11 protein-coding genes are annotated in these 15,520 nt (G+C 48.6%); 10 read left to right on the top strand and 1 reads right to left on the bottom strand.

Going from position 1 to position 15,520, the window contains the following annotated elements:
• Window positions 1-36 precede the first annotated feature (36 nt).
• The 10 genes from iolB (at window position 37) to ASG33_RS08695 (ending at window position 14,359) form a co-directional block, all read left to right on the top strand.
• A complete protein-coding gene (gene iolB, locus ASG33_RS08740) occupies window positions 37-897 on the top strand; it encodes a 5-deoxy-glucuronate isomerase (protein ID WP_056282689.1) in 861 nt (286 codons plus the stop codon).
• 143 nt (window positions 898-1,040) lie between these two features.
• Complete coding sequence (gene iolC / locus ASG33_RS08735; protein WP_056282685.1) at window positions 1,041-2,045, top strand: 5-dehydro-2-deoxygluconokinase; 1,005 nt, start codon at window positions 1,041-1,043, stop codon at window positions 2,043-2,045.
• Window positions 2,046-2,163: 118 nt separating this feature from the next.
• Window positions 2,164-3,630 (top strand): CoA-acylating methylmalonate-semialdehyde dehydrogenase, encoded by a 1,467-nt coding sequence (locus ASG33_RS08730; RefSeq protein WP_056282683.1) that lies wholly within the window; start codon window positions 2,164-2,166, stop codon window positions 3,628-3,630.
• A gap of 66 nt (window positions 3,631-3,696) precedes the next feature.
• A complete protein-coding gene (gene iolG / locus ASG33_RS08725; RefSeq protein ID WP_056282682.1) occupies window positions 3,697-4,734 on the top strand; it encodes an inositol 2-dehydrogenase in 1,038 nt (345 codons plus the stop codon).
• Between the two features lie 147 nt (window positions 4,735-4,881).
• A complete protein-coding gene (locus ASG33_RS08720; RefSeq protein ID WP_056282679.1) occupies window positions 4,882-6,495 on the top strand; it encodes a sodium:solute symporter family transporter in 1,614 nt (537 codons plus the stop codon).
• Between the two features lie 195 nt (window positions 6,496-6,690).
• A complete protein-coding gene (locus ASG33_RS08715) occupies window positions 6,691-7,641 on the top strand; it encodes a class II fructose-bisphosphate aldolase (protein ID WP_056282676.1) in 951 nt (316 codons plus the stop codon).
• A gap of 25 nt (window positions 7,642-7,666) precedes the next feature.
• A complete protein-coding gene (gene iolD / locus ASG33_RS08710; protein ID WP_056282674.1) occupies window positions 7,667-9,532 on the top strand; it encodes a 3D-(3,5/4)-trihydroxycyclohexane-1,2-dione acylhydrolase (decyclizing) in 1,866 nt (621 codons plus the stop codon).
• 153 nt (window positions 9,533-9,685) lie between these two features.
• Window positions 9,686-10,588 (top strand): myo-inosose-2 dehydratase, encoded by a 903-nt coding sequence (gene iolE, locus ASG33_RS08705; protein ID WP_056282672.1) that lies wholly within the window; start codon window positions 9,686-9,688, stop codon window positions 10,586-10,588.
• A gap of 182 nt (window positions 10,589-10,770) precedes the next feature.
• Window positions 10,771-12,204: a S41 family peptidase gene (locus ASG33_RS08700; protein ID WP_229238597.1), complete on the top strand. Its 1,434-nt coding sequence runs from the start codon at window positions 10,771-10,773 to the stop codon at window positions 12,202-12,204.
• A gap of 163 nt (window positions 12,205-12,367) precedes the next feature.
• Window positions 12,368-14,359: a gliding motility-associated C-terminal domain-containing protein gene (locus ASG33_RS08695; RefSeq protein WP_056282666.1), complete on the top strand. Its 1,992-nt coding sequence runs from the start codon at window positions 12,368-12,370 to the stop codon at window positions 14,357-14,359.
• 50 nt (window positions 14,360-14,409) lie between these two features.
• Here ASG33_RS08695 and ASG33_RS08690 read toward each other — a convergent pair whose 3' ends face one another.
• Window positions 14,410-15,396, bottom strand: a complete 987-nt coding sequence (locus ASG33_RS08690; RefSeq protein ID WP_056282664.1) for an acyl-ACP desaturase — start codon at window positions 15,394-15,396, stop codon at window positions 14,410-14,412.
• Between the last annotated feature and the right edge of the window lie 124 nt (window positions 15,397-15,520).

Genomic DNA, 15,520 nt, shown 5'->3' with positions numbered 1-15,520 from the left:
AACACTATCATTGTGCAAATCTATCCGATTACCGCAATGAGTGACCTACTGATTAAGCCTGAAAATGCTAAAACCTACCATTCGCTGACAGCGGAGCAGGCTGGGTGGAGCTATTTGAACTTTGAGGCTAAAATACTGGATGTAAATGAAGAATTTACCGGCAATACCGGAGAATATGAATATTGTTTTGTGCTTTTAGGCGGGAATTTCAAGGTAGAAGCGGCAGGTCAAACCTGGGAAACAGGCAATGGCAGAAAAGATGTTTTCAGCGGCATTGGCCACGCGATGTACCTGTCCCGCAACACCGCTTTCGTACTCACCGCACAGGCAGCTAACACAGATATCGCCATTTGTAAAGTCCGCTCGGACGAAGACCATCCGCCGCGCATGAAGCGTCCGGAAGAAGCAGCGATAGAGTACCGCGGCGGCGACAATGCGAACAGGCAGATCAACAGTTTGCTGGAACCCGGCTTCGACTGTCACAAGATCGTATGCGTGGAAGTATATACGCCTTCGGGCAATTGGAGCTCTTTCCCTGCACACAAGCACGATAAAAGAAAGGTAGCGGCAGACGGAACATTGCTGGAAGCCAACCTGGAAGAGATCTATTTTTACAAGATCGACAAACCGCAGGGTTACGCCATTCAGCAGGTTTACACCGAAGACCGCTCACTCGACGAGATCGTCAGGGTACGGCACAATGAAGCGGTACTGGTCCCGAAAGGCTATCACCCCGTCGTAGCCGGGCACGGTTACAATGTTTACTACCTCAACTTCCTGGCCGGCAGCGACCAGTCCCTCGCCAACACCTCCGACCCCGACCATGATTGGATTTACGGAACCTGGAAAGGACAAGACCCAAGATTGCCGATTGTGACGGCGGAGATGAATGGGTAGGTTAGCTGTTGGCTATTAGCTTTTAGCCGTTAGCTTTTAGCTTTCAACAAAAATTCTTGAACGACACTGTATATACCGATTTGGCCAACAGCTAACAGCTAACAGCTAACAGCTAACAGCCAATAACCGACAACTTTTATCCAATGACCTACGATCTCCTTACTCTCGGCCGTTCTTCTATTGATTTGTATTCGGCCAATGTGGGCAGTCCATTTGAAAAGATCGAAGCTTTTAATGCATTTGTAGGCGGCTGCCCGCTGAATATCGCGACGGGGAGTCAGCGGCTTGGTCTTAAGACTGCCATTCTCACTGGCATTGGTGACGATCAGGTGGGCAATTTTATTAAACATTTCCTGACAGAGGAAGGTATCTCTACGGAATGGGTGCCTGTGATTGAAGGGACGCGCAGTTCTGCTGTGGTTTTGGGAATTGAGCCACCTGACCGCTTTCCGCTGGTGTACTACCGCGAAAACTGTGCGGATATCAACCTGAATATCGACCACGTTGCTGCCATTCCGTTCGAGCAATTCAAAGCAGCTGCCTTTTCAGGAACTGCATTCAGCAAAGACCCAAGCCGGACGGCGATGTTTTATGCATTGGAACTCGCTAAGAAAAACAATGTAACCCGCTTGTTGGATATCGATTTCCGTGCTGATCAGTGGTTTGATCCCCGTGCATTTGGCGTAACACTGCGCGCTGCGCTTGGTAGCTTCAACATCGTAGTGGGTACGGAAGAAGAGATACTTGCCACATTCCTGACAGACAAGCAACAGCTGCTGATCAAGCACCAGCAGATATCAGCTCCGGAAATCAGGGGGAATATCGAAAACGGAATTCAGGAGATCCTGGCTTCGGGTGTAGAAACGCTGGTTGTCAAGCGCGGCAAAGACGGTGCATCCATATTTCAGCCAGGCAAGGAAGAAGTTAAAGTACTCGGATTCCCGGTAGAAGTATTGAATGTACTAGGCGCCGGCGACGCGTTTTGTGCAGGCTTTTCCTACGGATTATTAAATGATTGGGACTTGTACAAAAGTGTTAGAATGGGCAACGCCTGCGGCGCGATCATCGTAACCCGCGAAGGCTGCGCCAACTTCATGCCGACTCTGGAAGAAGTAATGGAGTTCACAGATTCGTACGGAGGATTATAGGAGGAGGAAAGGGACGAAGGAGGAAAGGGAAGAAAAACGAAAGGTAAAAAGTCCCATAGGGACATCATATACAAGTAAAAGTCCCGTAGGGACACAACATCGGTAACTAGGAGGTCACATGCAAAAACTACAGAATTATATCAATGGGAAATGGGTGGACAGCCACTCGGGGCAGTTTGAAAATGTAGTCAACCCGGCTACGCAGGAAGTACTGGCACTCGTGCCTTATGGTAACTACCAGGACGTGGCGGATGCTGCCGCAGCTGCGCAGGCGGGATTTCAGGAATGGAGAAGTACACCTGTTTCCAAACGGGTACAATATCTGTTTAAGCTCAAAACATTGCTGGAAGACAACCTGGACGACATTGCGAGGACGATTACCCTTGAATCGGGCAAAACCTTCGTGGAAGCAAAAGCGGAGATGGTGCGCGCGATCGAAAATGTGGAGAATGCCTGTGGTACGCCTACTCTGATCCAGGGAGAATTCTCGGAGGATATTGCAAAGGGAATCGATGAATACATGATCCGGCAGCCTTTGGGCGTTTGCGCCTGCATTGCGCCTTTCAACTTCCCCGGAATGATCACCTTCTGGTTCCTGCCCTACGCACTGGCTTGCGGCAACAGCTATATCATCAAACCTTCCGAAAAAGTACCACTTACGATGACGAAGATCGTGAGTTTAATGGAGCAGCTTGACCTGCCGAAAGGCGTACTGAACCTGGTTCAGGGAGCACGTGAAACGGTGGACGCGATCCTGGAACATCCTGTTATCAAAGGGATCAGCTTCGTAGGCTCTTCGAATGTAGCCAGGTATGTATATTCCAAAGGCGCAGCAAACGGAAAACGCGTACAGGCACAAGGCGGCGCCAAAAATCCTGTTATCGTTTTGCCGGATGCAGACATTGAAATGACCTCGCAAATTGTGATAGACAGCGTTTACGGCTGTGCAGGACAGCGTTGTCTGGCGGCTTCCACCATCATCACAGTAGGTGAACACAAAGACATTACCGAAAGCCTGGTAGAATCTGCGAGAAACAGGAAGACAGGTTTTGGTCTTGATAACGACGTATTGATGGGACCAGTAATTACCAGTGAAAGCAAAAACCGCGTACAGCAACTCATTGAAAAAGGGGTACATGAAGGCGGACGTTTACTGGTTGACGGCCGGAATGCGAAAGTAAATGGATACGAGCAGGGTAACTTTATTAATCCGACCATTATCGAAGATATTCCGCTTGACGGCGAGCTGGCTTCTACTGAAATTTTCGGACCGGTTCTCAGTCTGGTACATATTAATACAATTGACGAAGCGATCCGCTTTATCAACTCCGGCAAATACGGGAATATGGCGTGCATCTTCACGAGCAGCGGTTCCAGCGCACGCAAGTTCCGCCACGAAGCCGAGGCCGGTAACATCGGGATCAACATCGGCGTAGCTGCACCAGTCGCGCAATTCCCATTCTCAGGCTGGAAAGAGAGCTTCTATGGCGACCTGCACGGTCAGGGAAAACACGCCGTCGAATTCTTCACCCAAACCAAAGTGGTGATCGAGCGCTGGCTAAAAGAATGGAACAGGAAATTCTAAAAAATAAATAAACATTCATCTCAATCCATGCCCGTCGACTTAAGTCGACGGCAAGGTTATACTCAAATGACAAAGAAACTTAAAACCGGTGTGATCGGACTTGGCCGGATCGGACAAATCCACCTGAGCAACCTCGTGCACCATATGCCCGACGCAGAGGTGATCATTGCCTCGGACGTATCTCAGGCATCGCACGACTTTGCAAGAAACCTGGGCGTAAAAGAAGTAACCACCGACGCTTACGACGTGATTAACCACCCCGATGTGGAAGCTGTGATCGTTTGTTCCCCTACTCCATTCCACGTTCCTTATACTGTGGCGGCAGCGCAGCAGAAAAAGCATATTTTTTGTGAAAAACCCCTGGACGTGACATTGGAAGCCATTCAGGCGGCTGAAAAAGCGGTAAGTGAGAATGGCGTAAAGCTTATGCTCGGCTTTAACCGCCGCTTTGATGCCAACTTCAACAATGTAAGAACGCTGGTTGAAGCGAACAAAATAGGAGAACCGCACATACTCCGCATCACCAGCCGCGACCCTGCGCCGCCGCCTGTTGAATACCTGAAAATATCCGGCGGGATCTTCCTGGATATGTCGATCCACGACTTTGATATGGCACGCTACATTGTGGGCAGTGAGGTGAAAGAAGTTTTTGTAAAAGGAGATGCGTTAATCCACCCGGAAATCCGCGAATTTGGAGATATTGATACTGCCGTGATCGTTCTGACCTTTGAAAACGGCGCAATCGGCGTGATTGACAATAGCCGCAAGGCAGTTTACGGGTACGACCAGCGACTGGAAATTTTCGGCTCGAAAGGAATGGCAAAGGCCGAAAACAACACCACAGATACGTTGATCCACTTCGACAGCAATGGCGGCCACAGCTCATTGCCGCTGCATTTCTTCCTCGAAAGGTATGAAACTGCTTACCGCGTTTGCCTCAAATCTTTTATAGATTGCGTGCTGAATGACAAACCGTCCCCTGTCGATGCGCATGACGGACTGATGGCAACTGCGATCGGCATTGCAGCAATGCGGTCACTTACAGAAGGCAGAAGTGTGAAAATGAGTGAGGTGTTGGAGATGGCAGAGGCAAGAGTAGTTTGACACTTATTGTCATTTATGGTCAGGTGTGGTCATTTATTGTTTAAACTCACTTTTGTTTTTCGTAAATCAACAAAAGCTTACGAAAACAATAAATGACAACAAATGACGACCAATGACCAATAATTTACCCTAACCCTTAATACCCGAATGTCCACTACCGGATTGCAATCGCTGGATTACGTTGTATTCTTTATTTATCTGATAGGCGTTTCAGCTTACGGATACTGGATTTACAAGAAGAAAACCACAAAAGAAGTCAGTTCAACAGATTATTTCCTTGCCGAAGGCTCTCTCACATTCTGGGCGATAGGTGCTTCCATTATCGCTTCCAACATCTCTGCCGAGCATTTTATCGGCATGTCGGGATCGGGGTTTGCGATCGGACTTGCGATTTCCTCCTATGAATGGATGGCGGCGGCTTCGCTGATTGTAGTGGCGGTTTTTATCCTGCCGGTTTATCTCAAAAACAAGATCTATACGATGCCGCAGTTTCTTCGCGAGCGGTATAATCCTACCGTCGCAACGATTATGGCTGTTTTCTGGCTGTTGTTATATGTTTTTGTAAACCTTACTTCGATCTTGTACCTAGGGGCGCTTGCGCTGGAAGTTACAGCCGGGCTGGACTTCAATTACGCAATCATCGGACTGGGGGTTTTCGCGGTTATCATCACGATCGGCGGCATGAAAGTGATCGGGTATACGGATGTGGTTCAGGTAGTTGTGCTTGTGCTGGGTGGGCTGGCTACTACATATCTTGCATTAGACCTCGTCTCCACGCATTTCAACAAACCCGGGATCTTTAATGCACTTGCGCTGCTCAGAGACCAGGCCGACTCGCATTTTCACATGATCCTGCCAAAGGAAAACCCTTTTTACAAAGACTTACCAGGCCTGACGGTGATCATAGGTGCGATGTGGATCAATAACCTGGCTTATTTCGGGTGCAATCAATACATCATTCAACGCAGTCTGGGAGCTGACTTACCCACGGCGCGCAAGGGAATCCTGTTTGCTGCTTTACTTAAATTGTTGATCCCGATCATCGTGGTAATTCCCGGAATCGCTGCTTTTGTTTTATATCAAAACGGGATGTTCCAGCAGGAAATGCTCGATGGAGCGGGTGTTGTAAAGCCCGATCACGCCTACCCTGTGCTGCTCAACCTGCTGCCGGCGGGATTAAAAGGAATGGCCTTTGCTGCACTGACAGCCGCGATAGTAGCTTCGCTGGCAGGAAAAGCAAACAGTATCTCGACCATATTTACGCTCGACATTTACAAACAATACATTGCTCCCAATGCTTCTGAAAAACAGCTGGTGCGCATTGGTCGCTATACCATTTATGTAGCGATGGCGATCGGCGTGCTGATCGCGCCGCAGCTTCGTGTGCTGGACCAGGCTTACCAGTTTATCCAGGAATACAGCAGCTTTATCACACCAGGTGTATTCGCGATCTTCATTTTAGGAATGTTCTGGAAAAGAACAACTTCCGCAGCCGCGCTTACAGCCGCATTGCTCACTATCCCGCTATCAACCGCCGGAAAATTCCTGGCACCGGAAGTACCTTTTCTCGACAGAATGGGCTACATATTCCTGATACTCTGCGCGATCATCGTTGCAATCACACTGGCCGATCCCAAAAGCCGAAACAATCCGAAAGGCTTGAAAATAGAAAAATCCATGTTCATGCCCGGCCAAAGCTTTGTAATAGGTTCGATATTGATTTGCGGAGTAATAGCGGCGTTGTATGCGGTGTTTTGGTAGACTTCGGCTGTCGGCTGTCGGCTGATTTTGTAGATACTCACAGAAGACAACCAGTAATTCAGTACCATTTATTCCATAATAGAAAAAAGCCGACCGCCGGGAGCTGACAGCCGAAAGCCAAAAAATAATAATCATTCACTACCAGATCAAAAAAGGCCGACAGCCGATAGCCGAAAGCCGACAGCTATAAAAAAAATGCTCCTAACCACGAAACAACTCTTCGCCCAATGCTACTCCCGCTATGCGATTCCGGCGGTGAATGTGTTTTTTATGGAGGAAATCCATGGTCTGTTTGCGGCGGCGCAGGAAGCTCAGGCACCGTTTATTGTTCAGACGACGCCTTTTGCAAGAGATTATGCGCACCCCGAAATGCTACTCTCAATGATTGGCGCCGCCGCACGGATCTACCCGGATGTAACCTATGCGATCCACATGGACCACGGGTACGAAGCGCACATTTTTGACGCCATTGATCAAGGCGGCTACACTTCCGTAATGATCGATGCTTCACATGATAGTTTTGACGAGAATGTAGCCAGGACCAGGGCGGTGGTAGAACGGGCACATGCTAAAAACATTAGTGTAGAAGCTGAATTGGGCGTTTTGGCAGGTGTGGAAGATGATCTGACAGTCGATGCTGCGCATTCTTTTTACACAAACCCCCAGGAAGTAGTTGATTTTGTAAATGCAACAAACTGTGACAGTCTCGCCATTGCAGTGGGTACCAGTCATGGCGCTTATAAATTCTCAGGAGGGCAAGGTTTGCAGTTTCACATTCTGGAAGAAATCCAGAGAAGATTGCCCGGCTTTCCGCTCGTTTTGCACGGAGGCTCCAATGTTATCCCCGAAGTGATCGCACGAATCAATGCGGCGGGCGGCCAGCTTAAAACCGATGCAAAGGGAGTTCAGGAAGAAGAAGTAAAAAAGGCTATCCCACTGGGAATCTGCAAGATCAACATTGCGACGGATACCCGGCTGCTCTGGACAATGGTAAACCGTGAGTTTTTCCGGGACCGTCCTGACGAATTTGCCCCTACCACGCCAGGGAAGCTGTTTATGGAAGAATACAAGCAGTTTATGCTGAAAAAATTTGCGCTTTTCGGCTGCACAGGCAAGGCCGGAGAATTTAAGAACATCAGCTCCTGAACCAGATTCAGAAAATTTTAGGATTATGACCAGAAGACTTACAGTAGCCCAGGCTACGATTACATTTCTGAAAAATCAATACATCGAACGCGACGGCGTGGAAGTCCCCTATTTTGGAGGCTGCTTTGGCATTTTTGGTCACGGGAATGTGGCCGGTCTGGGACAGGCTTTGCAGGAAAATCCGGACTTCCGGTATTACCAGTGCAGGAATGAACAATCCATGGTACATACCGCAGTTGCTTATGCCAAAGTAAAAAACAGGCTGGGCGCATTTGTATGTACTACGTCGATTGGTCCGGGGGCAACCAATATGCTCACCGGCGCTGCGCTGGCGACGATCAACCGGCTGCCTGTGCTTTTGTTACCCGGCGATATCTTCGCCACGCGGGAGCCTAACCCCGTTTTACAGCAGCTTGAAAGTGCTTCTACGCAGGATATTTCAGTTAATGATTGTTTTAAACCCGTTTCCAAATACTGGGACCGCATCAATCGCCCCGAGCAGCTGATTTACTCTTTACCCGAGGTAATGCGTGTGCTGACTTCGCAAGCCGAAATGGGCGCTGTTACATTATCGATGCCGCAGGATGTGCAAACGCACGCTTACGATTTCCCGGAAGCCCTTTTTCATAAAAAAGTCTGGCATGTAGGTCGGCCAAGACCCGATGTTTCGACTGTGCAAAAAGCAGCTGAATGGATCAGAGCGAGCAAGAATCCCGTGATCGTGGCAGGCGGTGGTACAATTTATAGTGGCGCCACTGATACTTTACACGAATTTGCCAGCAAAACCGGCATTCCCGTCGGAGAGACTTTCGCAGGTAAAGGCGCAGTGCGTTATGACGCGCCTTACAGCATTGGCGGGTTAGGTGCGACGGGCACCAAGTACGCGATCGAGATCGCGAACGAAGCCGACCTTGTGATTGGCATCGGAACTCGGTACAGTGATTTCACAACGGCTTCCAAGTCTATTTTCAAAAACCCGGAGGTTAAATTTATCAATATCAATATCTGCGAATTTGATGCATTCAAGCATGCCGGGTTACCAGTTACCGGTGACGCGAAGGTTGTTCTGGAAGAGATTTCGGGGCTGATCGGCGACTATCATGTGCCGGCAGAATACCGCCAGCGTGTTGCCGATATGAATAAAGCGTGGGATGATGAAGTTACTCAGATTTACCTCGACGGCAACAGTACCACGCCACCAATCGACCAGGCGATTGTAATCGGAACGCTCAACAGCTTTATGGACGATCGCGACGTGATGATCAATGCGTCAGGCAGTGCGCCGGGCGACCTGCATAAACTGTGGCGCGCCACTGATCCGAAGAACTTCCATCTCGAATATGGTTACTCCTGTATGGGATATGAAATAGCGGCAGGTTTGGGCGCAAAAATGGCTGATCCTACGCGGGAAGTCTACGTGATCTGCGGCGATGGAGGCTACCTGATGAACAATAATGAGATCGTTACTGCTATCCAGGAAGGTGTGCGATTTACGATCCTGCTTCTAAACAACAACGGTTTCGCCAGCATCGGAGGACTTTCTGAAAGCATTGGCAGTGAACGCTTTGGAACAATGTATAAATACAGGGAAGAAAACTCGGGCCAGCTTTCCGGCGGTTTTCTTCCGGTAGATCTTGCCAAAAATGCAGAAAGCCTGGGCGCAAACGTGATCAAGGCGACTGACAAGGATTCCCTTGAAGCTGCACTGGCCGCATCGAAGACGAGCGACAGGGTAACTGTTATTTACATTGAAACCAGTTTATACCGGACTGTAAAAGGCTACCACGCCTGGTGGGAAGTGCCGATAGCAGAAGTATCGACTTCCGAAAAGGTACAGCAGGCATTTGAAACCTACCAGGAAAACAAAAAGACACAGCGGGTTTTTCTTTGAAAGGGGGGAAAGGGAGGAAAGGGAGGAAGGGAAGGAGGGAAAAAGAACTATCTATTAACTACAATTTAAAAACATAGGATAAGGATTGAAGATTGGAACAGGGAAAAATACATCCTCCCCTTCCTCCTTCCTCCCTTTCCTCCACACAAAAAAATGAACTTCGAGAACATCAAACTGGGCGTTGCGCCGATTAACTGGACTAACGACGATATGCCGGAGCTCGGCGGTGAGAATACTTTTGAGCAATGCGTAAGCGAAATGGCGCTGGCTGGATTTACAGGCTGCGAAGTCGGCAATAAATTCCCGCGCGACATTAATGTACTCAGAAAAGCGCTGGAACTTCGGGGCTTACAGATTTGCAACCAATGGAACAGCTACGAACTTACGACCAAATCATTTGCAGAAAACAGAAAAAACTTCACCGGGCTCCTTGATTTCCTGGAAGCAATGGGCGCGAAAGTGATCGGCGGCGGTGAGACGGGCAACAGCTGTCAGGGAAGAATGGACGTACCTGTCCTGGAAGGTAAAGGTATGCTGAAAACCAAAGAAGAATGGGACAGTTTCACTTTCGGGTTGAACGAACTGGGAAAGATTGCACGCGATCGCGGGATGAAGCTAGCATTTCACCATCACATGGGAACGTGCATTCAAACCATCGAAGAAACAGACCGGCTGCTCAACGAGACAGATCCCGAGAATGTTTTCCTGAATTACGATTGCGGTCACTTCCATTTTGCAGGCGAAAATCCGGTGGAGGCGCTGGCTAAATACATTGGAAGAACTGCCCACATTCACCTGAAAGATGTTCGTCCGGATGTGTTACAGCGGGTACATGACGAAAGGCTAAGCTTTTTAACGGCTGTAAAAAACGGTGTTTTCACCGTTCCGGGCGATCCTGAGGGCTGCATTGACTTCCCTTCTCTTTTCGCGATCATCAAAGAAAGTGATTACCATGGCTGGATTGTACTCGAAGCCGAGCAAGACCCCGCAAAAGCAAACCCCCTGGAATACGCCATCATCGCCAGAAACTTTTTCAGAGGCTTAACAGGGATCTAGTTTGTTTCAATCCCGCTTTCCGCAGCACCTACTCGGATGATTTTAGTGGCAGTGCGCCACATTTGACAGGAAGCATACGTAATACCGATCAGATTCGTTAATGTAACGCTAAATCTGATCGTGCTTATGGACTGGTAGTTTACCTAAAATATAAACCTACTAATATGCTGAATGTTAAAAGATTGAATTTACTCTATGTACTCCTGCCGGCGCTGTTGGCCGCAGGGTGCAAGGAGAAGGATGTTGCGCCGGATATTCAAACCGCTGCCGATTCTACTGCAGGTGCCGACTATGTGGCTGTCAATAACTGGCTGTATGAGATCATGGACGATGCCTACTTCTGGTACAAAGAAATGCCTGCCAAATCAAGTCTGGATGCCAATACTGATCCTTATAAGTACTTTGAGAAGCTTGTGTACCAACGCGCCACGGTCGATCGATTTTCGGGTGTAACCAATGATATTACCTCATTACAGAATGAGTTTGACGGAATCAGCAAGATTTTCGGGATCAGCTACTCGCTGTCCTACATTGATAACGGAAACTCGAACATTGGTGTGTTCCTGAATTATGTGGTAAAAGGCAGTCCGGCTGCTGCGGCTGGCCTGAAACGCGGCGATATTCTTCTAAAAGTGAATGGTACCCAGCTCACAGCCAGCAATTACGCGGCGCTGCTTAATGCCAGCGAAACCATCACACTTACATTGGGACAATTGCAGGGTACCTCCATCACAGCGACGACCAACACTGTTTCAATCACAAAAGCGGAGGTTACCGAAGATCCGGTTGCATTCTCATCCGTGATTTCTAAGCCGGCATACGGTAAAACGATCGGGTACCTGGTTTACACCCAGTTTGTGCCGGGCACTGCTGCAGATGAAGAGAAGTACGACAACGAGCTGCGCCAAATATTCGCAGATTTTAAAAGCAAAGGTGTGAACGAACTGGTGCTCGATCTGCGCCTCAATTCAGGCGGGTACATCAGCTCTGCCAAAACGCTCGCTTCATTGATCGGCAAAAACATATCCGCCTCCAAAGTCTTTTATAAAGAGGTTTGGAATGACAAATACAATGCCTACTGGCAACGCACGAAAGGTGCAGATGCACTCAACTATAAATTTCAAAATGAGGCCAACAACATCGGGAATAACCTTAACCGCGTTTTTGTACTTACCTCTAATGGTACCGCTTCGGCAAGTGAGCTCGTGATCAACGGACTTGAACCTTATATGGAAGTTATCACGATCGGGGAAAATACGGCTGGGAAAAACCTCTTCGGTTCGCTGATAAACGATGACCAGAAAAGATGGAACTGGGGGGTATACCTGATGCTCGGCCAGACTGTGAATGCAAACGACAAGTCGGATTACGGCACTGTAAATGGTATGACACCGGATTACCTGACCGAGGATTCGAAAGTACCTTATCTTGCATTCGGCGACGAAAATGAAACTTTACTCCGGAAGGCGATGGATGTGATGGGAATTCCTGCCAGCAACAACCTGCGCGTCGGTGCAACCAAAACGGTGAGCTCTTTCCGTAAATCGCTTCGCGACGATCTGCAAGGTCCCCGCAACCTGATGATCCGCACGGAAAAACCTGCATTGCTCAATTAATAAGGCTTAAAGTTGATAAATTATAGGGAAGGGAGGTCTGATTATCAGGCTTCCCTTTATTTTGAACAAAACAAAAAGAGCCGGCATCTCACTGATTTGCCTGCATTTGAAGTAATTTTGTTACCGTTTGCTCACGTTCATCGTTTCTGGTTGTGGCTGTTCTATGAGATTCAAATTTCTACCTGTTCTTCTCTTTTTCCTTTACTTCATACATACTGCGGCTGGACAGTCTGTGCGGCATACTTACCGTTTTTACAAAGACCTGCTTGTAGCCCAGCCTGAATGCGGACCGGCACTTACGCCTGTGCAGGCTTTGGGATCTTGTGCGGCTGGTACCACGGGAGGTACTTATCCGGATGACCGGCTTCCCTGCGGCGTACAAAGAACGGTATACCACAACACGCTCAACTGGGGGCTCTCCTACCCGAATGACGAAGGCGCGATCACCGACAATTATTCCATTCAGATGTACATTAAGGTGACGGATTGGGGTACTACCTGGGCGCGCATTATCGACTTCTCGAATGGTGCATTGGACGAGGGGATTTATTTCAAAAGTACGCCGGGTTCCGAAGACCGTTGTATTGATTTTTATCCGTCGGGCATTGCTGGCGCTTGTCCGTTTTTCAACAAATCCACTTATTACCTGCTCACATTCACGCGGAACGGGCAAACGGGAATGATGGATGTGTATGTCAACAATACGCTTTTCACTTCCTATAATGATGCACAGAAAAGGTATGTTGGCAAAGCCGGGTCGCCCATTTACATATTCCGCGACGACAGGCTTAAATCCTGCGAATCGGGCTCAGCCAACTTCGCTTACCTGTCTTTCAGCAACAAGTATTTTTCCCAAACCGATGTTGACGCTAGTTACCGCGACATTTGTTTTGTGGCCAATGTCAATACCTACGCCGACTTCTCCATTTCACCAAATCCAAGCTGCGGCTTCCCCAAGAACATCGTAGTTACCTACACCGGCATTATTCCGGCACCGGGAACAGGTTACAGCTTCAACTGGGAATGGGGCGATGCCAAGGTTATTTCCGGATCAGGAATGGGGCCGTACGTGGTAAGCTGGGATAGCGGCGGTTCAAAAGATGTTGCGCTGACGGTTGTCAATAATGCCTGCGGAAATTCCCTCTACAACCGAAAACAAGCTGTGATCAGCACGCTGGACCTGGAAGCTACTTCCTTGTCGGGCACCTGTGAAACGGGTAGCGGCGGCAAAATCACATTGAATGGAAGCAAAGGTGTTGAACCTTACCAATACTCGCTCGATTCGGTCAACTACCAGACGGATCCTGTGTTTGTAGTACCGACAGGAAGTTACCGCGTGTTTGTAAAAGACCAGAACGAATGCACCGTTGCGAAAACCATAGCTGTGGATTTCAAAAGCGATATTAACCTGAATGTGAATGCCGATACAGTCGTTTGCACAGGCCAGTCGGTGACATTATCCGCAACCGGAAATGGAGAGCGTTTCTTATGGTCACCTGATGCAGGGTTGGATAATCCTCTATCTAATACACCCACAGCAACTCCTGAAAGCAGCACGCAATATGTGGTAACTGCCACAAAAGGTTTTTGCACAATCTCGGATACGGTGCGTGTGGAGGTGCTGCCGAACATCCAGGTGAGCGTTACGCCCGACGCGACCATTGAGTACAATGTTCCTTTTCAGCTCAGTGCGTCGTCGCCGCAGATCCTGAATCTGAATGGCGCTACCTTCGCCTGGTCGCCGCCCGATGGGCTGAATAATCCGGCAAGCCAGAGCCCGGTAACCATTTTGCAGGAAGATCGGACTTACAATGTGGAGATTACTTCCGAACATGGATGCAAGGGAAGCGGACAGGTTAATCTGAAAATCAAACGGACAGAAAGCATTTCCATTCCCGGCGCATTCACGCCAAATGGAGACGGTAAGAATGAAGTACTGCTGCCTGTCCTGAATGATATTACGTCCATTCAATATTTCAGGATCTACAACCGCTGGGGAGAAGTGGTATTTGCAACCGACCAGCTGAATACCGGCTGGGACGGACGCTTTAAAGGTGCCAAACCGGTAAGCGGAACTTACGTCTGGGAAATTGAGGGTACCTCCGGAAAAGGCAGGATCATTCAGAAGAAAGGCGCTGTGATGCTGCTCCACTAACAAAAAACGCCCTTCCCGAAAGAAGAGCGTTTGAAGTTCGTTTGAGAATACTAGCTGATCCAGCTGAATTCGTAGCTCAGGTCTGGAACCCGCGTGCGGTCTGCAATTCGTCTCAATCTTGTGGGCAGCGCCATCAGGTAGTCACGCGCTTTTTCAGCTTTTTCGTTGATCCCTTTCACCGCTCCTATTTCCCACTCCACGAGCAGGCTGTCCAGTATTTCAATGTAGTCTTGTGTGGTGTAAACGCCGAGCCGCTGGGCTGCGTCCGAGAAATGCGAGAATGTCTCTCCCATCTTCATCCCCGTTTCCCTCATAAAGTGTGCGGGCATTACGATTTTCTTTCTCATCATATCTTCCAAAGCAAGTACCAACTCGGAAGGATCCACTTCCAGGATACGGGTCACAAATGCTTTATAGGCTTTTGCATGACGGGCTTCGTCAGACGCGATCACGCCGCATATTTTTGACAAATGCGGGTTTCCGAATTTTTTTGCCAGGGTTGCAGTACGTCTGTGCGATACATTTGTTGCAAGCTCCTGAAAAGAAGTGTAGATAAAATTTCTGTATGGATCTCTGTCGGTACCGATATCAAAACCGTCGGCGATCAGGTATTGGGTAGATACCTCCATGGCGCGCATGTTCACGCGGCCAGACAGGTACAAATATTTGTTCAGAAGGTCACCGTGGCGGTTTTCTTCCGCTGTCCAGGCTCTCACCCATTTCACCCAGCCCGATTCCGGCTCGTCAACCTGATTAACACCAATCACATCCACCAACCAGGATTCATAAGTCGGCAATGCTTCTTCCGTAATGGTATCCCCTATCAGAACTGCAATGTAATCGTATGGCAGATCGCGGCAGCTTTCTTGTAAAAGTTTCACCTCATCGGCAAAGTTTTCTCTCCTTGAATCCGGAAGAAAGTCGGAAGGTTGCCAGTTTTCGTCAATTGGCTTTAGATATTCGGCTATCAGTGCATCCAGGTCCTTTCCTATGTGCTTCATGACTTCAAGCCTCTCTGCTGAAAGTGCGATGTCCATTGTCAAATTCGTTTTAACGCTCAATTATATTTTACAAATAACGTCAATAATCTGTAAGTTTTACATGACAGGAGTCATTTCGAATTCCAGATTTTGGGATACAACAAAACAGTTTTAGGTTATT

The organism is Dyadobacter sp. Leaf189 (assembly GCF_001424405.1).
GTDB lineage: Bacteria > Bacteroidota > Bacteroidia > Cytophagales > Spirosomataceae > Dyadobacter.
This window is presented reverse-complemented; position numbering and strand designations above follow the sequence as displayed.

What these genes read in the sequence shown, in the direction of transcription:
- iolB (WP_056282689.1), top strand. Translation starts at nt 37, where the DNA reads ATGAGTGACCTACTGATTAAGCCTGAAAATGCTAAAACCTACCATTCG.
- iolE (WP_056282672.1), top strand. Translation starts at nt 9,686, where the DNA reads ATGAACTTCGAGAACATCAAACTGGGCGTTGCGCCGATTAACTGGACT.
- iolG (WP_056282682.1), top strand. Translation starts at nt 3,697, where the DNA reads ATGACAAAGAAACTTAAAACCGGTGTGATCGGACTTGGCCGGATCGGA.
- ASG33_RS08695 (WP_056282666.1), top strand. Translation starts at nt 12,368, where the DNA reads ATGAGATTCAAATTTCTACCTGTTCTTCTCTTTTTCCTTTACTTCATA.
- ASG33_RS08690 (WP_056282664.1), bottom strand. Translation starts at nt 15,396, where the DNA reads ATGGACATCGCACTTTCAGCAGAGAGGCTTGAAGTCATGAAGCACATA.
- ASG33_RS08720 (WP_056282679.1), top strand. Translation starts at nt 4,882, where the DNA reads ATGTCCACTACCGGATTGCAATCGCTGGATTACGTTGTATTCTTTATT.
- iolC (WP_056282685.1), top strand. Translation starts at nt 1,041, where the DNA reads ATGACCTACGATCTCCTTACTCTCGGCCGTTCTTCTATTGATTTGTAT.
- ASG33_RS08730 (WP_056282683.1), top strand. Translation starts at nt 2,164, where the DNA reads ATGCAAAAACTACAGAATTATATCAATGGGAAATGGGTGGACAGCCAC.
- ASG33_RS08715 (WP_056282676.1), top strand. Translation starts at nt 6,691, where the DNA reads ATGCTCCTAACCACGAAACAACTCTTCGCCCAATGCTACTCCCGCTAT.
- iolD (WP_056282674.1), top strand. Translation starts at nt 7,667, where the DNA reads ATGACCAGAAGACTTACAGTAGCCCAGGCTACGATTACATTTCTGAAA.